The organism is uncultured Methanobrevibacter sp. (genome assembly GCF_946184425.1).
Taxonomy (GTDB): domain Archaea; phylum Methanobacteriota; class Methanobacteria; order Methanobacteriales; family Methanobacteriaceae; genus Methanocatella.
This window is the reverse complement of sequence record NZ_CAMHFP010000040.1, coordinates 1-20,439: the sequence shown is the minus strand read 5'-3', so window position 1 is coordinate 20,439 and position 20,439 is coordinate 1. Positions and strand designations below refer to the sequence as shown.

23 protein-coding genes are annotated in these 20,439 nt (G+C 29.5%); 16 read left to right on the top strand and 7 right to left on the bottom strand.

Annotated elements, in window-relative coordinates; genetic code table 11:
• The 6 genes from Q0P94_RS08575 to Q0P94_RS08550 all read left to right on the top strand — a co-directional run.
• The coding region (locus Q0P94_RS08575; protein WP_295115670.1) for a hypothetical protein at positions 1–938 on the top strand (938 nt) is incomplete at its 5' end.
• Positions 939–1,010: 72 nt separating this feature from the next.
• Positions 1,011–1,217: a hypothetical protein gene (locus tag Q0P94_RS08570; RefSeq protein WP_295115668.1), complete on the top strand. Its 207-nt coding sequence runs from the start codon at positions 1,011–1,013 to the stop codon at positions 1,215–1,217.
• The gene (locus Q0P94_RS08565; RefSeq protein WP_295115666.1) at positions 1,211–1,411 is read left to right on the top strand and encodes a hypothetical protein; all 201 of its coding nucleotides are present in this window, start codon (positions 1,211–1,213) and stop codon (positions 1,409–1,411) included. Before Q0P94_RS08570 ends, Q0P94_RS08565 begins: the two co-directional genes overlap by 7 nt.
• Before the next feature lie 116 nt (positions 1,412–1,527).
• Entirely contained in the window at positions 1,528–1,803 is a 276-nt protein-coding gene (locus Q0P94_RS08560) for a hypothetical protein (protein ID WP_295115664.1), read from the top strand.
• A gap of 16 nt (positions 1,804–1,819) precedes the next feature.
• Positions 1,820–2,185: a hypothetical protein gene (locus Q0P94_RS08555; RefSeq protein ID WP_295115662.1), complete on the top strand. Its 366-nt coding sequence runs from the start codon at positions 1,820–1,822 to the stop codon at positions 2,183–2,185.
• A 274-nt stretch (positions 2,186–2,459) separates the two neighbouring features.
• A complete protein-coding gene (locus tag Q0P94_RS08550; RefSeq protein WP_295115660.1) occupies positions 2,460–2,624 on the top strand; it encodes a hypothetical protein in 165 nt (54 codons plus the stop codon).
• A gap of 120 nt (positions 2,625–2,744) precedes the next feature.
• Here the strand turns inward: Q0P94_RS08550 and Q0P94_RS08545 are convergent, their stop codons facing one another.
• The 3 genes from Q0P94_RS08545 to Q0P94_RS08535 form a co-directional block, all read right to left on the bottom strand.
• On the bottom strand, positions 2,745–4,967 hold the full coding sequence (locus tag Q0P94_RS08545; protein ID WP_295115658.1) for a protein kinase: 2,223 nt from the start codon (positions 4,965–4,967) through the stop codon (positions 2,745–2,747).
• Between the two features lie 31 nt (positions 4,968–4,998).
• Positions 4,999–5,424 (bottom strand): hypothetical protein, encoded by a 426-nt coding sequence (locus Q0P94_RS08540; protein WP_295115672.1) that lies wholly within the window; start codon positions 5,422–5,424, stop codon positions 4,999–5,001.
• Between the two features lie 61 nt (positions 5,425–5,485).
• On the bottom strand, positions 5,486–5,983 hold the full coding sequence (locus Q0P94_RS08535) for a DUF2971 domain-containing protein (protein WP_295115656.1): 498 nt from the start codon (positions 5,981–5,983) through the stop codon (positions 5,486–5,488).
• Between the two features lie 282 nt (positions 5,984–6,265).
• On the opposite strand from Q0P94_RS08535, the gene Q0P94_RS08530 reads away from it, so the two are divergent.
• A complete protein-coding gene (locus Q0P94_RS08530) occupies positions 6,266–7,327 on the top strand; it encodes an FRG domain-containing protein (protein ID WP_295115654.1) in 1,062 nt (353 codons plus the stop codon).
• 82 nt (positions 7,328–7,409) lie between these two features.
• Here the strand turns inward: Q0P94_RS08530 and Q0P94_RS08525 are convergent, their stop codons facing one another.
• Positions 7,410–7,706, bottom strand: a complete 297-nt coding sequence (locus Q0P94_RS08525) for a hypothetical protein (protein WP_295115653.1) — start codon at positions 7,704–7,706, stop codon at positions 7,410–7,412.
• A gap of 1,312 nt (positions 7,707–9,018) precedes the next feature.
• On the opposite strand from Q0P94_RS08525, the gene Q0P94_RS08520 reads away from it, so the two are divergent.
• Positions 9,019–9,600 carry a transglutaminase family protein gene (locus Q0P94_RS08520; protein WP_295115651.1) on the top strand — a complete coding sequence of 194 codons (582 nt, stop codon included), beginning with the start codon at positions 9,019–9,021 and terminating at the stop codon, positions 9,598–9,600.
• A 17-nt stretch (positions 9,601–9,617) separates the two neighbouring features.
• Positions 9,618–9,776, top strand: coding sequence for a hypothetical protein (locus tag Q0P94_RS08515; RefSeq protein WP_295115649.1), 159 nt, complete (start codon positions 9,618–9,620; stop codon positions 9,774–9,776).
• Positions 9,777–9,795: 19 nt separating this feature from the next.
• Here the strand turns inward: Q0P94_RS08515 and Q0P94_RS08510 are convergent, their stop codons facing one another.
• Positions 9,796–11,268: a hypothetical protein gene (locus tag Q0P94_RS08510; protein WP_295115647.1), complete on the bottom strand. Its 1,473-nt coding sequence runs from the start codon at positions 11,266–11,268 to the stop codon at positions 9,796–9,798.
• A gap of 58 nt (positions 11,269–11,326) precedes the next feature.
• Positions 11,327–12,259 (bottom strand): glycosyltransferase family 2 protein, encoded by a 933-nt coding sequence (locus Q0P94_RS08505; RefSeq protein WP_295115645.1) that lies wholly within the window; start codon positions 12,257–12,259, stop codon positions 11,327–11,329.
• Positions 12,260–12,465: 206 nt separating this feature from the next.
• On the opposite strand from Q0P94_RS08505, the gene Q0P94_RS08500 reads away from it, so the two are divergent.
• The 7 genes from Q0P94_RS08500 to Q0P94_RS08470 all read left to right on the top strand — a co-directional run bounded on the left by Q0P94_RS08500 (position 12,466) and on the right by Q0P94_RS08470 (position 18,291).
• Positions 12,466–13,446: a hypothetical protein gene (locus Q0P94_RS08500; protein ID WP_295115643.1), complete on the top strand. Its 981-nt coding sequence runs from the start codon at positions 12,466–12,468 to the stop codon at positions 13,444–13,446.
• Between the two features lie 568 nt (positions 13,447–14,014).
• Positions 14,015–14,647: a zinc ribbon domain-containing protein gene (locus Q0P94_RS08495; RefSeq protein WP_295115641.1), complete on the top strand. Its 633-nt coding sequence runs from the start codon at positions 14,015–14,017 to the stop codon at positions 14,645–14,647.
• 14 nt (positions 14,648–14,661) lie between these two features.
• The gene (locus tag Q0P94_RS08490; protein WP_295115639.1) at positions 14,662–14,805 is read left to right on the top strand and encodes a hypothetical protein; all 144 of its coding nucleotides are present in this window, start codon (positions 14,662–14,664) and stop codon (positions 14,803–14,805) included.
• Positions 14,806–14,889: 84 nt separating this feature from the next.
• Positions 14,890–15,111 carry a hypothetical protein gene (locus tag Q0P94_RS08485; RefSeq protein ID WP_295115637.1) on the top strand — a complete coding sequence of 74 codons (222 nt, stop codon included), beginning with the start codon at positions 14,890–14,892 and terminating at the stop codon, positions 15,109–15,111.
• Positions 15,112–15,339: 228 nt separating this feature from the next.
• Positions 15,340–16,152, top strand: a complete 813-nt coding sequence (locus Q0P94_RS08480) for an ion transporter (RefSeq protein ID WP_295115634.1) — start codon at positions 15,340–15,342, stop codon at positions 16,150–16,152.
• 92 nt (positions 16,153–16,244) lie between these two features.
• Complete coding sequence (locus tag Q0P94_RS08475) at positions 16,245–17,228, top strand: DUF4238 domain-containing protein (protein ID WP_295115632.1); 984 nt, start codon at positions 16,245–16,247, stop codon at positions 17,226–17,228.
• Positions 17,229–17,253: 25 nt separating this feature from the next.
• Entirely contained in the window at positions 17,254–18,291 is a 1,038-nt protein-coding gene (locus Q0P94_RS08470) for an integrase (RefSeq protein ID WP_295115630.1), read from the top strand.
• On the opposite strand, the gene pglX is transcribed toward Q0P94_RS08470, so the two are convergent.
• Positions 18,288–20,438, bottom strand: a complete 2,151-nt coding sequence (pglX, locus tag Q0P94_RS08465) for a BREX-1 system adenine-specific DNA-methyltransferase PglX (RefSeq protein ID WP_295115628.1) — start codon at positions 20,436–20,438, stop codon at positions 18,288–18,290. The two genes, Q0P94_RS08470 and pglX, sit on opposite strands and share 4 nt — an antisense overlap.
• Position 20,439 lies beyond the last annotated feature (1 nt).

Sequence of the window (20,439 nt, the reverse complement as noted above, 5' to 3'; positions counted from 1 at the left end):
AGGTGATATTAATGTTAACTAAAGGAAACAATGCTAAAGTTCAAGACGAAGTGATGGCACAAATCGTGGCAGACACTTCAGCCAAATGGATGAAATTCACAAGGTTAATTCCAAAACAGGAAATTGAAGAGAACTCCCAATATTACACTTACATGTCCCAGCGCGTAAATATCGATGAGATAATAGCAAAAGGCCAATTAGGTGAAGCAAAAGATGTTGCACCGGGAGCAACGCTTCAGGAACTGAACGTGAGGAAACCAGTAAGTGATACAGTATCAATAGATACAATCGGCGGTGTTTTGAATGTCTCAGCGCAGATGCTTGACTCTAACTTGATAAGCGTTCATGACATGCTTCAGGATGTTGGGATATTGATTGGCAGAAGCATTGAGCAGGCTGCCATCAACATGATTCTAAACAACGATAAGGTGGCAACATACAATCATAGTTCCAGTGATGACAGTGGTGTTACCATTTTAAAAGCTCAGGAGAAATTCAAGGAGTTAACGGGAAGCTTCTGTAACCTGAACAGTATGGCAGTCAATTATAAGTCATTGACCACATTAAAGTCAGCCATGTTTGCAAGCAACAGGCAGGTCGAACCTGTAGAGGCAATTAAATCATATTATGGTATTGACAATATTGATTTACTTGGAACTGCTGTTTGTGATGGTGGATCTGAAATTGTTGAGAAAACATACATCGGTATGGACTATCAAAATCCGGGAATGAAATTACTGTACTCAAAGATAACAGGAACAACTGTTGCACCACTCGGACCTGATGGTGATGTGTATGATTTCTATCCATTGATTGAATTCATGCGCAAGGACATCAGGGATGAACTGCCGATGTATACAAAGCTATTCATACTTACCTCAGTCGGTGTTTTGATGAATGCACCTAATAGGATTATTAAAGGTAAGTTCAGGGCTTAAATAGTTGGGAGTTAATTCTCCTAGCTAAACATATTTTAAATAGGGATTGTAATATATAATTGAGGCAGTAAAATGAAATTAATACTGGATAGTGAAAATTCACATCCAACAACAATAACAGTTAAAGGGCATGAAATAACATTGCTTTTAATTGAATCTAGTATTTTAATCGATTCATCTCAAATTGCTAAGATTTTTGATAAAAAAGAAAAGACCGTTGCTACCAAGGTGCAGAAATCCGGACTGGAGAAATACGAAACAGAAATGTTAAATTGTTGAAAAAATATGGATTGATGCATCCGGATGCTGTCAAACCAAGACCTTTTTATGATTTAAGGCAGATGCTTGAAGAACCGGCTGAATATTATTTCAAACAGATTGATGAAGTTGATTTGATTGATGTTATTGTTCGTGTAGCTATTGGAAAGCATCGTGAGTGGATTCATAATAAATGTATAGATAAAGTTAAGTAGTAAAATTAAATTTGGAAAAAGTTTATATGTATTGTAAATTATAATTTATAGTATATTTGTAATTCAAATTTTTTTTTGAATATGTCTATTTAACTTTTTTTTATAAAGGTGATATGATGGAAGAAGATATTAAATGTTTAAAAATTCTTAAAGAAGGAGTATCTCTTAAAAGTATATTCAAAGAAGAATTTTTAAATAAAATTGATGATAACTTTGGAGATTTGGATGTTTTTCCAGTAGGTATTGCTTTTGCAATACAGAAAGAAGACATTACTGAAGATATTATCCAATTAACTCATAGGAATGATGATGAAATTAAAAATGACATTGTTTTAATTGATATTCAAAATGATTATAATCACATGTCTAAAATCATTAATACATTAAAATAATCTTGTGGTGATTTTAATGGTAGACAATCAGTTATTATTAGTTAATTCACAATCTAAAGTATTTGATAAAAATCTTTTTGATGGATTGAATTGGGTTAAAAATAAGTTCAATGTTTCAAAAAATAATTTTGAAAGCAATAAAACTAAGTTTATTAATGAACTTAAAGATGTTTCTAATCATTATGGGTTTAAATATATTTCTTCAAAAATTGTTTATGAAGGAGATATTCCTGAAAATGTTTTTGAAATTTCTTCACCTAACCATTTAAATTTAGATGATGAAGAGTATTATTATGATGAAATAATTAATCATATGGAACATTTTTGTAAAATTAATAAAATGTTTGATTTATTTAAAGATTCATATATAATATTAAAATAATCTTGGGGGTATATTTATCAATATCCAAAAGTACCCTCAATATCAATTATACATATTCACAAAGGAATTATATTCAAAGAAAAGTGATTTAATTCCAGATGATTGTGATGATCGTTGTGTATATAGTACAATAATTAATCGTTGTTATTATAGTTCTTATTTATACATTAGTGAATGGCTTTTAGATAAATTTAATTTTAAAGTTAAATCTAAAGAAGATTGTGATATTGATGGTGAAGAATTTGTTTCTGAACATAAACAAGTTAGAGATATTTTGAAAGAAAAAGGCAAATCTAAAATCAGTCAAAGATTATTCAAATTATCTCAACTTAGAAGTACTGCAGATTATAATCCATATGATTTATTATCTGATGATGATTTAGATAATGCTATGAGATTGATGGAATACATTTTTAAAAATATTAAATTTGATAATTAATTAAATGAAGTATTAAGATTATATCTTTAGAAATATGATGAGTTATATTATTTATTCTTTATATTTCAATCTTTTTCTAATTTTACATAGTCTATTATGATATGAAAACATTACTATTTGCTAAAAGTCATAATAAAGAAACTTTTGAAATTGGATATAATATGCAATATATGAAGATAATTTAGTTAAATCGGATTGATTTGAGATATTAATTGCAAGATTTAAATAAAATAATGCTTCGACAGGTTTATTCAGTTCGTAAAAGCATTTTGATATAAAATGATATAATTTTGAGGATGGCTGTAACTTTATACATTTATTGAATCTTTCAAGAGCTTGCTCATATTTTTCTTTACCATAGTAATAATATGCATCCATACAATTTAAATAATAATCATTTGGGTTTATTTCAAGCCCTTTATCCAAATATTTCCTACACTTTCTATCATTTCCATTAATATTGGAATATGCCGCTAATTTAACATTATTTAAAGTATTTTTAGGATTATACTTTAATGAGATTAAAAAACATTTTATGCATTCTTTATTTTCAATACCAATAATATTTCCCAATGTTTGCCATATATCAGATTTAAATTCATCATCAATATTCTTATTCAATAAATGTTTACATAATTCGATGGCTTGTTTTTTATCATTTCTACTTAAATAAATGATTTTTTGAAAAATTAATTCATTTTTCATTGAATCATCTGCATATTCAAAAAGCGAATCTAAATTAGTAATACATTCACCCACGAACCCATATTCATAAAATAAATTACAAAAGTTAACTAATTCTTCAACATCATTGGGATAAGTGGTTATAATCTCCTTGAATATTTCATTAGATCCTTTTAGATTTTTATGCATCAATTCATTTTTCAATCGACTATATAATGTACGAATATTAAAATAGTATTGTTTTTCAACTGTTTTCATGGAATTTTCAAACTTATTCAAATTTGATTTTCTATTAAAAACTCCTAATTGATATTCAATATATAAATTATGGGGCAGTTTTTCCAATTCTGATAAATATTTGTTGGATTGTTCAGCATCGCCTATAAAATCATATAGTTGCATCATATAAAATAATCCTAATTCGTTATCCTCTTCTTTTTGAAGTACAATTTCAAACTGATCGAACGCATGTTCGTATAGACCATATCTAATGTATATTTGACCTAGATTTAGATGAGCTTGTAAATTTTCATCATTTTCTTTAATTGCTTTTTTAAAATAAATTAAAGCATTATATGATTGATTCTTTCTTTCAAAACAATTGCCGATATTGTGGTATAGTTCATCCAAGTTCAAGTTTTCATTATTTTCAAGTAAAAAGTTAAAGATTTTCAAGGCATCGTCATTCTGATTTAAGCTAATTAAATCTTTCCCATATTGGAATATAATGGGTTCTTGAGGATATTTATCTATAACTTTATTATAATACTTCTTACATTTTTTAACATCGCCTAATTGAGCATACAAATGTGCTTTAAATGCATTTCCTAATTCATTGGTTTCTGCGTAATCAGGAGCGTCAATTTTTTGTGAATATTTTTCAAAATAAATTTCATTTAATGATTCTTCTATTTCTTTAAATGATTTGAATCTTAATTTGGGATTTTCATTTAAACACTTATCAACAATATCATGCAACTCAGAATTTTCATATTTTTCCATCTCTTTTTCACTTGCAAAATACTGAGATTTTGCAGTAGTAATCATTTCAAACATTAATTTTCCAAATGTAAATATGTCGTGAGAAAGATTTGATTCATCAAGTTTATTTAAAGTAATTGCTTGTTCTGTTTTTATGTTTTCAATTAATTCTGATAATCCAAAATCAGTGATTTTAACATTTCCATCTTTAATTAAGATATTTTCAGAATGGATGTCCCCATGAGTATATCCCTTATTGTTTATAAATTCCATGGCTTGGCAAATTTGTATTGACCATGTTAAAATTTGTTTAATATTTAAGTCTTCATCTATAAAATCTGATAAGTGCATTCTTCCTTTTTCATCAGGGATAATTGCTTCCATAATCAAAATAGGGCGCTTATTATCATCAAGTTCTAGTGAATAAGCTTCAACAATATATGGATGTCTAAAATGTAATATCCATGGAATAATTTCTTTTTTAAATTTTTCATAATCTTCAAGAGTTAAAACTTCATGTTGTAATGTTTTTATAGCAAGATATTCATTTTCTTCTTTTAAATTTACTAAATAAACAATGCCTGAAAAAGTTTCACCATCTCCTCCCATAACTTTTTCAATTTTTATTCCTTTAAATATTTCTTCATCTTTTTTGAAAATATTTGATTTTAAAGTCATTTTATCAATATATTGATTCGAATTAACTCTTTCATGAATAATTAAAATTTGGAGTAACAATTGTTTTAATTTCAATATTTCCTGCTTTTGGAGGTAAATCATCAAAACTTGCATTATTTGTTATTAAAAATTCTGGATTGTAAATAAAGAAGTATATTTTTTCACAGTTTGGTAGTTTTTGATATTTTAGAATATCATCATTAATTTGTTCAACAATCTGTCTTTGTTGGGTGCTATTTTTTGCTAGCTTTATTTCGATACCGTAGTTTATGTCTTTTATATACAAATCAATTTGGCTTGCTATACCAGCATAAGATTCAACAGGTTCTTCAGCTTTTATATTTTCATAATATATGCCTAATAATGCTTTCAATAGTTTTTTAACATCTAATTCTTTTTGAATTTCAAAATCTAATTCTTTCAATTCCACTACTACTTTGGGGAATCTGTTTAAAATAGTTTCAATAATTTCATCATTAGAGGTATTATTTTTTGGTATTGGGTTGCTTTCAAGATTTTTAATTATTATTTTTAATATGGGTTTTTAATTCCTTTGTATCATCTGATTTTTTCACATATTCTACTTTGAAACATAAATCTCTAAAATATTTATAATTGGGATGGTTTAAATTATATTCAATACAAATGCCCTTATGATTGTTGGCATAATGAGCCCATAATGAGTTTGATTTATTTGTTGAGGATAAACATATAAAATAAATTCCCTCATGCAAATATTTTTTTAACTCTTCAAGATATGTTTTGGATTGCTTTTTTAAAACTCGTTCACGTAATGTAAAATATAAATCATCTTTTTCATAATCCTCTCCAGTTTCACCTAAAATCTCTTTATCAAATTCTTCTTTTTTACTTTTAAAATATGTGTTTTCCAATAATTCATAATTATATAATAATTCTCCTTCATAAGGATCATTTAATTCAGTAATTTCTGGTAAATAAATAATATTGTCATATAGTAAATCTTTAGCATTATGTATTCTAGTGTATTTGTACAATTTATCTGGAATTGGATACTTTAAGTTATTGGGTTCGTCTAAATCAACATTGTCATATGAGATATATTTGGGTGGGTTCATAATAATGAATTGTTTTTATTTATTTAAAAATTTAATTGCTTGATTAATATATATGTAATTTTTAGTTATATGGGGGCGTTGATTCTAGTTAAAATATTTTTTATTTATTAACAAAGTTTTTTTAATAAACCAATGTAATTTTTGTTTATTAAAATTTATGATTTAGACATATTTTTAAATTTTTAATTATATATAATGTTTATGGATAGTTCAAAATACATTAAAGATGTTACAGTTAACTCTTACAAGGAGTTAGCAGATGTCATTCGCAATGGAGATATTGACCTTAGAGATAATTATGTTTTCAGAGGTTTAGAGGATTCATCATATGATTTAGTACCTTCAGCATTAAGAGATAAAAATAATAAACTCAATAACTTTATTGGAAAGGATTTCATCCCCTCTGAGTATATAGATATTAAGGATGCTAATAAACTTGGAATTGTTAACAATAATGCAGAATTGGGTAATGTGCTTGTCGAAAGGGATAAAACTGGCAAGATTTTGAATTGGCCGGGTGAAAAAGTATTTGATAGTGACGGTGAGTTTCAAGTTAAAAAAGAACTTTATGTACTATTTAAATTTTTAAATTTCGCCGACAGAAACGGTTTAAAAGTCACAGACAATGTTGAAGTCAGGCAAAATATCCATAACTATATGCAATATAATCCTAAATGGTGGCCTGAAGACAAGTTCATGGAAATCATGTCACTTGCCCAGCATTACGGATTGCCGACAAGGCTTCTTGACTGGTCATACGATTACAAATCAGCACTATACTTTGCATTGAAAGACATTGTTGAAACTCCAAGAGATGTTGACGGAATCTTATGGGCATTCAATTACAAGGTATTTGAAAATGTCAATAATTATGGTCCTTTTTTCAATAAGCTTCGCTTTTATAGGCCGGAATATAATCGAAATCCTAATTTGCAGGCACAAAAGGGATTGTTTACATTTATAGTGGATGATGTTAATTACTTGTCTAGAGATTCACTTGACAAGAGAATAATTGATGAACATGCTGGTAAAAGTGAAAATGATGATCCTTATTGGCATACAGGTCAATTTTCAAGAATTGCCAATGTTTATGTTCCAAAAGACAAGTTTTTATTTTATCGCATTAAAATTCCTAAAAATCAAAAGCCTTTGTTTTTAAAGGAACTGTATGCTGACGGTTATTCTGAAGAATATCTCTTCCCAGGATATGATGGTGCCATTAAAGCTATGGAAAATAGGGTTAAACTGGAGAAATTATTATAATAAGGATAACTTTTCAAATAAACCTATTTTTCAATTTAACTAAATTATATATTGAATATTTTATTTTTATCATTATAAAAAGTCATTTATAGAAGTAGTTTAATAAAGTTTCAATATTATCATAGTTTTCAAAATTCCTTTTAGCATTGTGGAATTGAAGAATGTTATCAAGTTTAACTGTAAATGTCAAATATTCATCAGGGAGAATAGTAAATTTCGTAACCTTTAAATTTTTATCATTTGTATATATTGTTACTGTAAAACTCAGTAAAACCACAACCAATACTGAAAAAACACCATAATCTTCAAAACCTAAATCTATTACTGAATGATAAATTTTAAAAGGTTCATCATAAGTTTTTTGTATTGGGAAAAACAATAAAAAACAATTAAGATTAAAAGAATTATATATCAATATTTCTTTAAGTTTGAGATAATCATATTAACAATAGTAGTTATTAATATTTTTTACAATGCTTTGGCATATTGTCTTTTTATAAATTTATAATTATGTGGGGTAGTGTTAATGCAAATATTCCAATTTTCAAATTGATTATCTGCCTCATGAAAAATTATTTGTTTCATTCACCACGAACATTTTGAAAATATTGCATAACTACTTTGCCGATGAAACTCAAAAATTAATATGCAGAGGGGAGAAAAGTATTCAAAAATTTAAATCTTTTAAGTAATAAAAATATATATACTTCTTAGTTTTATATTATAATTTGAGAGCTAAAAGTAGTAAATATTTTGTATAGTATACGGGCAACAAGATTTTTAAATGATTTATGGAGCTTATTTAGTTTATATGACATCAATATTTAATTTTTGTTGTTTTAAATTACTTTAGATTATTATATTGTTTATTAATAATTATTCATATGTATTTTTAAAAAATAGTGTTTTATTACTATTATTTTTGGTTATTTTGGCCGTTTTTGAGCCGGTGTATATTTTACATAGTTTTTTAAGTATTTTTGAATTTATATCAGTAGAATATTAACAATATGTTTTCATAAATTAATTAACATGGTGGAGTATGCAAGTAACTATAATAAAATGGTCATTATAATTAAAATTAAATTTAATGAAAATAATCCTAATACAATATTTTTATATTTGAAATCCTTAGTGGGATAAATTAAAGTAATTAAAAGTATTGTTATTATTAAATTGAGAATTGATATCCATATCCTCTTTTATCAACTCCATTTTAAATTATGGGAAGGTTTATATAATGAAAAAAAGAAAAGAAGTATCATGGGATTAATCCCACAACACTTTCAATATTAATTGCAATATTGAAATTATTACTTGAATAATTCCAAGTGCAATTAATATTATTTCGCTTTTTTTCATGGAAAACCTCCATAATCGAGCTATTTAACATAACTCTAATGTTAATTCTATTTTTCATTGAATATATGTTTATTAATTCTTTAAAGAGGTTTATAATGGTAATTATTGCTTTGATTCTGAAATATTACTGCCACTTTGTAGATTTTGTTTATTATCTGAAAAACATCTATTTGGGATAAATTTTTTTAATTTGATTCATGAAATATTATAATGTGGAGAAAAACCCCATATATTTTTCTATAGTATATTGGCAAAATCCATTTAAAAAGTTTTTTAAATTAATAAAACGATATTTTAATTTTATTTTATTAAACTATGGGGAAAATTGTATGGAAGAATATTTGATGGAAACACCAAGCATTGATTACATGAATCCTCTTATTCAGGATAAGGTTCAGGAATTAATACCTCAATCAGAAGACGAGATGGATTATATCAAAAGATGTTATATCTTTGTTAGGGATGAAATTTCTCATTCATGGGACATTAAAACAGAGGTGGTTTCAAGAACTGCCAGTGAAGTGCTTAAAAATAAAACTGGAATCTGCTGGACAAAATCATGTCTTCTTGCAGCACTTCTAAGAGCAAATCATATTCCATCAGGCATCAGTTATCAGTTGCTTACAAGAGCAGATGATGATAGTGAGGGTTATATGATTCATGCTTTAAACACTCTGTATTTAAAAGATTTTAATAAATGGATTAGGCTTGATGCTCGTGGAAATAAAGAAAATATCAATGCAGGTTTTAGCTTAGATGAAGAATGTCTTGCATATTCAATTAGAAGTAAATTGGGCGAAATTGACTATCAAGACAATCATGCAGATTTGGATGATAGATTGGTTGATATTCTGATGCAAAGTGAGAATATATTGGAAATTACAACTGATTTTGAGTTTTACTTATATTAATATCTCTTAATACTTGAATGAAAGCGTTGAAAAAAAGATTTTTAAAATTAAATAAGGATAAATTTGTTAAACAAATTTTGACACATCCTCATTCAACATTCATATCTGTTGGTCGATACTGTGCCGACCAAACATCCCAAGAGTTATATGGAATTATTAACATCAGAGTATCCTGAGTTTGAGGTGATGACGGATTTAAATGTTTTTTGCCCGCCATCTGCTTTTAAACTCTTTAAGCTTGTCTTTTAATGGTTCATCCATTCCGATTAGCACTATTATCAGCATATAGCAAACCAGAAGATTTGCGTAGAGATACCTGTAGTCCTGAACAGGCGTTGAGAGAAATATCATGACGATGTTAAGCAGGTTAGGCAGATACATCAGGTATATTTCCCTGGTTTTCAAAAGAACATTAAGCAATATCAGAATGATGATTGACAGGTACATGTAGAAAGCCGGATTGTTCAGCACAGTATCAACAGGTGAGCCTTCGATTCCTAATGACAGCAGGTTAAGGCCTTTGAATGCAGGGGTTCCCCAGTTTGCATATGATAGATTTTCATAAGGTTCATGAGGTGTGAAGTTGTGCTTCTGGTAATACAGATTGAAATCTGACTGCAGCCTGTCGTGTTCTCCGCTCAGGTAGTAAGGCCTTCCAATCCAGTCTCCCTTCATGATGTTCCAAACCATGGGTGAAGAGCCGAAAAGATACTCAATACAGTGAAGAGGGTCCTTAAGCGAGTATTTTATTGCCATGCTAATGTATGTGTCCTTGTTTTTTTCATAGTGATGTAGGTTTGATATGGAAAGTATCGAATCCGAACCTGTCGGAATGTAGAATTCCCTCACCCTGTCCTTCTGGATCAGCTGATGAAGTGTTTGTCTGTCTGCATCATCCATTTCAAGGTTCATGTCATAGTTTGCAAGCATGTGGATGACCTTGGCCATTACCGCATCCTTTTCATTGTCCTTGACGTCATAGGCAATGTTGAGTGATGAAACCACAAGAAGGAATGTCACGGTTAAAATAACAAGCATCGCACTCATTTTTCTGTTTTTTTTCAAAAACAGGTAAAGGGAATATGCTGCCACTGTAATGACGACGACATACAGTCCGTTTCCCCTCATCTGGGATATGAACGCCATTATAAGTGATATGAGAACGATGAATTTGATGTCCACCTCTCCCTTTCTGTTTATCATGACCATGGCCAAAAAGCACAGAAACATAAGAAGATAACTGAAGAGAACGTCCTTCCAAAGTGTCACTGAATAAAGCCCGTTTATAGGGATTATGCATATAAGCGCTGAAAAGATCGCCTGTTTTTTGAGTGTGCTTTTGTTTTTCCCGTTGTCGTTTCTGTTGTACTTGCAGATTACGGTCCACATTGCTGAAAATACCAGAATCTGGAGAATTTCAACTGAAACTGTATGCGGATAGACTTTCAGGCACAGCATTTCAATGAACGTGTGGAAAAATGGATGCCAGTTGGTAAACTGTCCGGATGCAATCTGGTGCAGCTGGTTGAAGGAATCGATTGTTGCTATTCCCGGAAAGAATACTGCAAGATAAACTGAAAAAATGATGACGGGTATGAGAAAAATTGTTAAATCGTTACGGTTCAGTCTTCTGATTTCATGGATAATATCTTCACTTTTAAACTCCATGGTTTAAATATTATCAAACCGACAATATAATTCTTGTTATATAAAGGGTAATCTGAAATCATTTGTCATTTCTCTTCATTTCATTAAGCAAAATCAGGTGATGCTCCATCGCTTCCCTGTGCTGCCTTTTTAAAACGTGAAGGATTACTCCGGTGAAGAATATGACTGCCGCAACAATCACCACAGTTGAAATGACAATGAGTGTAGGGATTTTAAGGACATATCCTGTGGAGAAATACATGAAAAGAATCGGGAAGAAATGCGCTCCGGATATGATTAGAAGTATAAGAGAGATTATCGAGAAAAAAAGAAGAGGGCGCTCGTCTCTTATAAGTGATGCAATCATCATGATGACTCTGGAGCCGTCCCTGAATGTGTTCAGCTTGGATTCGCTTCCCTCAATTCTGTCCCTGTAATCGATGGGAATTTCATGAATCCTGAAGTTGTTGATAAGTGCAAAAACGCTCATTTCGGTTTCAATCTCAAATTCCTTTGAATGAATCGGGAATGATTTTACAAAGTTATAGTTGAATCCTCTCATTCCGGTCATGATGTCTGCAAGATCGCTTTTGAAGAATATGTTGATGAACCAGCGCACAAGCCTGTTTCCGCTGTTGTGAAAATGCCTGCTGTTTTCATCAAAGTATGTTGAGGAAAGCCTGTCGCCAATCACCATGTCGGCCTTTTTGCTCAGGATTATCTTTTCGATTTCCGGGGCGGCTTCTGCGGGATATGTGTCGTCTCCGTCAGCCATGATGTAGCAGTCTGCGGTGATTTCTCGAAACATTGTCCTTACGACGTTTCCCTTTCCCTGTCTGTATTCGTATCTGACGATGGCTCCGGCATCCCTGGCGATTTTATCTGTGCCGTCTGTAGAGTTGTTGTCATAGACATAAATGTCTGCATGAGGCATTGTCCTTTTGAAATCGCCCACAACCTTTGCTATGGTTTTTGATTCATTGTAACATGGAATAAGAATAACCGTTTTCATTGAAGTAATTTTTATGGATAATGTTATATATAGATTATTAAGGGCTAAAAATGGATAATCTAATAAAAATGTGGGAAATATATAACGTGAGAAAATTTAATAGGTTTTGATGGAAATTTTTAATGGTGAAATTGTTTTTTTGAAATGCCAATATTTATATCGAATTTTAAACATAACTTATGTATAACTTATGCGGAGGTAATCATTTGTTTGACAAAAGGATTGTGATATTTGTTATTTTCATTGTAGGTTTGTTTGCAATTTCAGCTGTCAGTGCTGATGACAATGTAACTGCGGATATGCAAAGCTATAATGCACGTATAATCGCTAAAGATGTCAGTGAGGAATATGATTCATTTTATGGAAATGATATTATATTCAATATAGAAGATATGGATGGAAAACCAATAAATGATGCAAAGCCAACAGCAACATTTGATAACAAAAAAGTAAATGTATTTTATGATGATGAACACTATTTCAGCAATAAGCAGGCAACATACTATCTTGACAAATATCCCGAAGTGGGAAACCATAAGGTAAAAATATCATTGAACACATCAAAATATCAGGCAAAACCGGTTTTCATGAATGTTAAGATAAGCAAAATGTCATCAAAGATAACTTTAAATAAGTTTGTGACAACAAACAAAAATTATGCAGTCATGAAAGCAATCGTAAAGGACAAGTACGGTGAGATGATAACTGAAGGCATTGTCAAGTTCAATGTCCATGGAAAAGCATATTTTGCCAAAGTCATAAATGGCATTGCGATTAAAAAAGTCAAGCTTTCCAGGGCCGGAGCATACACTTATAAAGCGACATTGGTTGCTAAAAACTACAAATCAAAGACAGCATCCTCAATACTGTACATTAAAAAGGCCAAAAAGTACTATACATTAAAAATTACAAATCCAAAAATTAAAAAGACATTCAGGGTAAAGTTGTCATATAATAATTATGTCAAAATCCTGAATGCCAAAAACAGGAACAAATTCGGTTATGTGTCTGTGAATACAGGTATTAAAAGACCTCCTGAATGGGGTGGCGGAATGTATCATGTTGGATTGTCAACAAAGGATGAATATCATACATATTACGGATATGATCTGGCAGATTATGTTTTCCTTCGGGCTTCAAGTTATCTGTGCATTAAAAAAGTGAATCTGTACACTGCAAATTTTTAAATGGGGTAAATTTTTTAAGTAGGTATCTCTAATACCTCTTATTTATTTTTAACAAGGATGATGGTTTCAGAAAATAATCTAAATTATTAAAAAAATCCTCAAAAAACTCGATGTTGGTTTTGGTTAAGTAGGTGTGATGGGATTCGAACCCACGAAGCACTAAGCAATAGGCCCTGAACCTATCTCATTTGACCACTCTGACACACACCTAAATTAAATCAGTAAAATATAATTTGTTATTCAAAGTTTAAATATTTATAAGGTTTAGATGAAATCATTTTTAGGCCTTGCCTTGATGCCAAACTCAGCATACCTTTCACGTGGGTGGAATAGATTTAATAATATTCTTTAAGATAACTTTTAAAATGATTTAAGGTGTGTTATTGTGAAATGTCCAAACTGCGATTGAAAAGATTGCATTAATAAAAGAGAGAATTTTTATTAAATTTAATTATTAAATTAAATAAATAATTAAACATATATAGAAAAATAAATATTTTGGGGAAATGTTCCCAGGGATAATTTAAATGTGATATTGGTCATTACAATAATGAAGGAGGCAAAAAAGATGTTTTGCGATAATTGCGGAACCGAACTTGCAGATGATGCAACATTCTGTTCCAGCTGCGGAAACCAGGTTAAACTCAGAGACAATAAAAACATTTACATTGCACTGATACTGACATTCCTCTTAACGGGGTTAGGTTCAATCTATGCGGGCAATACGATAAAGGGTTTGGTATTATTAATAGTCAGAATAGTATGTGTTATTTTCGGGATTTTTTTAAGCATATTCCTTGTTTTTTCACTTTTAGTTTGGGCCTATTCATTTTACGAGGCATACAGGGATGTTCAAATTGCCAACGGCCATCAAAATCCGAAACTGATCAGAGATTTTAAATCATGGAACCGGAACAATAAAATAATTGCTGTCCTAATTATATGCATAATTTCTATCTTAACAGTCGCCGCTTGCATCTCTATCATAACCGCTGATACTTACTCCCCGAGTCATTCAGAAACTCATTATTATTCAAGCGGAAGTGGAAGCAGCATCGGCAGCGGTTCCTCTCATTATGGGGGAGTCGATACGTCTCCAAATAGCATTGCCAGAAATGACCCTGACTGGTATTATGACCACTACGAATACGGTGACAATCCCGACATTGACGATTATCTGGAGTCTCAGGGTTACGACTAAATATTTGAGGAGTGATGAATATTAAATGTCCGTTTTGCGGGGAAAATCTGATTGAAGGGGAGTTGGTATGTCAGAACTGCCGAAGCCTGGTTATTGATTTTGATTATCTGGAAAATATGAGGCGATGGAGGAGAAGTATTCCAAATCCTCACTTTTAGAACTTTCCAGGGAAAAACTGACCTTTGAGGAAATCATAACGATGTATACATACATTGAAAGGGCAGACCACCACTTCGGTGACAGTGAGGTTTCAGACGAATCCGCTCAGGGAACCGGACAATCCTCAGGATCCTCATGCTATACGTGTTGAAATCAGCGGCGAAACGGTAGGTTATGTTGCAAACAGTGAGTATACACTGATTAAGGAAGTTAAAAGCGCATCATGGATTAGAAATCTTTGGGCAACACAGGCGGAAGTAATGTTCATTCTTTTGGATGAGTGGGTCATTGCGAAACTGATTTGAGCCGGCGTTACATTGATTTGGATGAGTTCAAATAGATATTTGCCAATGCTGTGAAGTCTATACTTAGGATTATACCTTTTATCCTCAGCGAAATTTTTTTTAAAGATATTTTGTGTTGAATCCGCCACAACACAAGCAGTGTTTTAAATCATGAAATGCAAAAACCGACAGGGCATTTTAAGAAAATTTAATATTGTATAATTAAAAATAATGTTATAGGTGAACAGTTTGAATATATTTGATATGAAGGAAGGCAAGCATGGAATATTGTGGATAGGACTGCAGTTTCTGATAGTTCTGGATATTTTCTTAATATCTCTGATGCTTTTATTAAATCTCCCTTCAGGCGTCGTATCATTTATTCAGACTTTTGATTTGATTATATGTATATTTCTTTTGACCGAATGGACAGTAAGTTTTTTAAAAGCAGATTCCAAAAATGATTTTTTAACAAAAAAAGGCAACTGGCTGGATTTGATTGCTTCAATACCTTTTGATGCAATATTGCCGGTGGTCATGCCTCATGTAAGTCTTTTGAGATATTTCAGACTGCTTAAGATTTTAAGAATAATAGTTCTTTTCAACAGTCTCATAACCAGCCTTGAGAATTTTATTCGAAAGACCAATATCGATAAGGTGCTTCTGGGAGTGTTTGTCACAATAGTGATATTTACACTGGTGCTGTGGAGCTGGGGAACCTTAAGTTTCGCCGATTCACTTTATTTTGTCATAGAAACAATCACTTCGGTAGGTTACGGGGATATAACTCCGCAGACATTAAACGAAAAAGCCATAACTATCGTGCTGATTTTTGTGGGCGTATTTGTGTTTTCCACAATCACGGCGGTATTCTCATCATTTTTTACTGACAGACTGATTGATGATGAAAAAATTGAAGAGGATCTGCGTGATGTTAAGCATGATTTGGCTCTGATGCAGACTCAAAACGATGAGTTAAAACGTGACTTGGATGAATTGAAAGCTCAGAATGAGGATTTGATGTCTGAGATTAGTGAACTGAAGGAACTGGTTAAAAAATGATTTGCAGGATGATTTTAACGTTGCAGTTTTTCAATTAAAAAATACTTTTTGAAACGGTTTTTATATATTAAATATTTTTTTTAAGCGATATTATGGTTAGTTACAAAAAACAGCATTATGTTCCACAATTTTATTTAAGAAATTTTGATGCTAATGTTAAAAAGAATCCTTCAATTTATTGCTTTAATGTATTAAATTGTAACTCATTTATTAGTAATATTAACAAAGTAGCTCAAAAAAGTTATTTTTATAATTCTGAAAATGACAAAAATAATGTGGAAAATAAATTATCAAATATTGAGAATGAACTAAATAAACATATTAAATTGTTAGTTAAAAATAAGAATCATAAATATTTAAATAATTTACAAGTAAGAGCAGATTTATCATATTATATGTCTATACAATTTGTTAGAACTGCTGAAAAGCGTGAGTTTTTTAAAAATCAGATTATGGAGTTTGAAAAATTTATTTCTCAAGATGATGAAATTGATAATGAATATTTAAGGATATTGCAGGAATTTTCATCTAAAGACAATATTAAAAATGAGCATTTAAAAATGATTGATGAATTTTCAATAGATTTCATTAAATATTTTTATTATAAAAAATGGGTTTTAATTAAAAATAAAACCAAAATTAGTTTTTGGACTTCAGATAATCCTGTTGTTGTATTTAATCCTTTTTATCCTGAAGGTATAGGTCAAAAACATTCCCATATCTTCTTTCCATTAAATCCAAAAGTTTGCCTTTGTTTATGTGATCCAAATTATTATACTAATTTTTTAGAAAAAAAGAAAAAAGACTTTGATGTTTATTCTAACATGTTAAAATCAAATTATTATAAATTAACTGATAATGAGTGTGCAAAATCAATAAATAAACTTCAAGTGAAATTTTGCACTCATCAAGTTTTTTCAAAATTTGATGATTTCAATATATTGGATGATGAGTATTGGAATAAAATTAAGGAATTAAAAGAAAAACCAAGAACAACTATAGAAACATTACCTTTTAAATCTGATGATGGTAATGAAATAATTAGATGGAGAAATTATGAAGGTTATGAATTTTAAATATAATTTCTTTTAAAATAATCCTATGAATTCAAATAGGTTATTCCAAAAATTTTGCAGAGATAGAAATATTAAATCAAGTACAAAAAAAGGTTACGATTCTGCTTTAAAATTATATGAAGATTTTAATGGCAAAACAATTGAAGAATTATTCGATGAGGCACGATTTGAGGAAAATGAAAGAATTCCTATCAAAGATAGGAAAATAAAAATGAGACTCATTGACTTTAGAACTTATTTACTTAATAGTAAACTATCTCCCAATACTTCAAAAACATACTTTTCAAAAGTAAAGACATTTTACCTACACTTTGAGTTTGAACTACCTCATTTGCCACAAGCTAAATATGATAAGATTTATGAGACTAATTATTTGGACTTGCCAACTCGTGAACATATACATGAAGCATTACTTATTTCACCAATTGATTTAAAAGCAGTTATATTATTCATGAGCAGTTCTGGAACTGCAAAAGCTGAGACATTATCATTAACAGTTGAGCATTTTATTCAAGGCACACAAGAGTATCATCATGGTGGATCAATTGAATTTATTCTAGAAACTCTGGATAAGAAAACAAATGTTGTTCCAACTTTTTATTTGAAAAGAATTAAAACCGATAAATACTATTATACATTTTGTTCTCCTGAAGCTAGTTCAGCTATTGTTAAATATTTAAAAACGCGTGAAAATTTAAAATTAGAAGATTCATTATTTGATTTTACATCATCATTATTGTTAACTCGTTTTCAAGAAATCAATGATAAAATGGATTGGGGATTTAAAGGAAAATACCGTTTCTTTAGATCTCATACTCTGCGTAAGTTTCATGCATCCAATATTGGATTATCTGCTGAGTATATTGATAGTTTACAGGGAAGAAGTAAAAATGAAGTTCATGAAACATACATAAAAACAAATCCAAAGAAACTAAAAGAGGTTTATAAATCAGCAATGAAAAATGTCATGATTTATGAAAATAAAAACAACGAGATAAAAAAACAAGAATTCACAATAGTTGTTAATGTTTTTTTATCTGGAAAGGAATTAAATATCCTTTAGATTTTTTTAAGAAGGTTGATTTTTTTAGTTTTAGAACCTTCTTTTTTAATTTCAATATTTTGGAATTTTGCGTAGTTTACTTTTACTCCATCATCTAAGTCAATTTCAATGTTTTGGTTAGCAATATGTGCTAGAACTTCGTCGTATTCTTGGGTTTCTTTTAATTGCTTTTGAAGTTTAGCTTTTTCTTTATTTGCTCGTGTAATCTCTTGTTTTGATGTTGAATTGCTAATGATATTATCATTATTAGCTATTCTTTGTTCAATTGCTTTTTGTGTTTTATGAAGATAATCAGTACGTATTCTTGCAACTAAAGAAGGTTCATACCTATGCATATAAACTAAACAGTTGAATCCATTTTCTTTCCCACTATTGAACTGCCAGTATATAGGGCATTTTTTATATGTCTTCTTGTGGTCATTAAAGAAGTCTTTAAGTAAATAGTCTCTGATTTTTTCTCTTGATGGTTTTTTATTTTTAGCTAATGCGTTAGCAATAAAATCAAGATTTTCTTCTAATGTTTCTTCTCCAAAGCAAGTTTTTACAAATTCAATGAATTTTATAACGATGTCATCTTCAAAATACTCAGAATCTAAAACTGGAATGATATTATCCTGATCGGGGATAAATGTATGATAATTATTAATGTTAAATTCGCCACCTGCAAATTGTAAACCATTATTATCTAAACTATAACGGCCAAACATACATCCTACGACATATGAAATAAATGATTTAATATCATTTTCATAATTGGCTAATGTTATTGATATTTCTTTATTTTCAATTCCAGTTTCAATATTGAAATTATAAATTATTGAAAATATTTGATTTAATTTATTTTCATTATTTTTCAATGAATTAAACCGTGCTTCTTTATATTGCTCCCAATTTTTATAATTTTCTTCTAATGATATATTTTTGATTTTTATTAAAGGACAACTTTCAAAATCCCAAGAAGTTTCATAATCATTCCAATCATCTGTAGCTAATTTAATATTTTTTATTACAAGAGAATTTATGTCATTTTCATATTTATCTCTAATTATTATGGGAATTAAGGAAATATAACCAATTTCATAACTTAAAGTTGGTGAAAGAAATGTGAGCATATACTGTGTAATATTAGAGTTTAACATACCTAATATGTAAAGAAAATTTTCATTTGTAAATATAGAATTTCCAGTTCCATCGAATATAAAACCATTTGGATAATATCTAAATCCAATATTTCCACTAGAAAATGTTGACCAACTTAATGATTTTTTAAAATAAAATTGTAAATTTTGAGGTCTAGATTTAAGTTTTCCATTTGAATTTTTAAGATTTTTTATTTCATGACCATCATTAAACCAATTTACTACATAATCTTGATTTCCATACCATTTCCTATATTTGCCTCCTTTATTATATGGGAACCATTTTAATTTAGAAGTTTTTGCATTTTCTTGGGAATTAATATTAAATCCAATGTTTTCATAATTGATTTCATGCCAATATCTTAAAAATCGCCCATTATCTCCAGTTTTTAATCCCTGTTTTAGATCAACTATTTTATTTAATGCTATTCCTTTTTTAAAAGAATTTATGATATTTTTATCAACCCAAAAAGCAATTGGGGCACCAGGTATTTTTTTAAAATTTGATTGCGTAGTAAAAAATTTATTGTTATTAGTAAGAATTTCATCACCCGAAATTATTTGAAGAACTTTTTCTTTTTGAACTTCCATGCCTCCAGTGAACTCAGATAGTTTCAAATAAGTTCCAGCATAATTTTCATCAAAATTTGATAAAACAAATGTACATATCGGTACAGTTGCTTCGGAAAATGCAGAGTATTCCAATTGGATTAAAGATGAAATTGATTTATTGTTAATAATATAGCTTCTTAAATTTTCATAATTTTTAATAAACATCCATACAAATGGAGTCATTAAAGCATTATACCCATTTTCATTACAAAAATCAAAGTTTCTGTAAATAAACATTGAGAATAAATCTTTAGAATAATTTTTGTAGTATTTCTTAGCGAAATCTTTTAAATTTTTCTCAAATTTATTCATGTATGGTGGATTAGTTACTACTGCAGAATATTTTTTAGATAGTAATTCTGCTTGATTAATCAATGGTTTTAAATCATTTTCAATT

Coding starts and splice junctions, on each gene's coding strand:
- Q0P94_RS08510 (WP_295115647.1), bottom strand. CDS start 11,268: ATGGAGTTTAAAAGTGAAGATATTATCCATGAAATCAGAAGACTGAAC.
- Q0P94_RS08520 (WP_295115651.1), top strand. CDS start 9,019: ATGGAAGAATATTTGATGGAAACACCAAGCATTGATTACATGAATCCT.
- Q0P94_RS08475 (WP_295115632.1), top strand. CDS start 16,245: ATGGTTAGTTACAAAAAACAGCATTATGTTCCACAATTTTATTTAAGA.
- Q0P94_RS08490 (WP_295115639.1), top strand. CDS start 14,662: ATGAATATTAAATGTCCGTTTTGCGGGGAAAATCTGATTGAAGGGGAG.
- Q0P94_RS08560 (WP_295115664.1), top strand. CDS start 1,528: ATGGAAGAAGATATTAAATGTTTAAAAATTCTTAAAGAAGGAGTATCT.
- Q0P94_RS08515 (WP_295115649.1), top strand. CDS start 9,618: ATGAAAGCGTTGAAAAAAAGATTTTTAAAATTAAATAAGGATAAATTT.
- Q0P94_RS08530 (WP_295115654.1), top strand. CDS start 6,266: ATGGATAGTTCAAAATACATTAAAGATGTTACAGTTAACTCTTACAAG.
- Q0P94_RS08470 (WP_295115630.1), top strand. CDS start 17,254: ATGAATTCAAATAGGTTATTCCAAAAATTTTGCAGAGATAGAAATATT.
- Q0P94_RS08505 (WP_295115645.1), bottom strand. CDS start 12,259: ATGAAAACGGTTATTCTTATTCCATGTTACAATGAATCAAAAACCATA.
- Q0P94_RS08495 (WP_295115641.1), top strand. CDS start 14,015: ATGTTTTGCGATAATTGCGGAACCGAACTTGCAGATGATGCAACATTC.
- Q0P94_RS08545 (WP_295115658.1), bottom strand. CDS start 4,967: ATGACTTTAAAATCAAATATTTTCAAAAAAGATGAAGAAATATTTAAA.
- Q0P94_RS08570 (WP_295115668.1), top strand. CDS start 1,011: ATGAAATTAATACTGGATAGTGAAAATTCACATCCAACAACAATAACA.
- Q0P94_RS08555 (WP_295115662.1), top strand. CDS start 1,820: ATGGTAGACAATCAGTTATTATTAGTTAATTCACAATCTAAAGTATTT.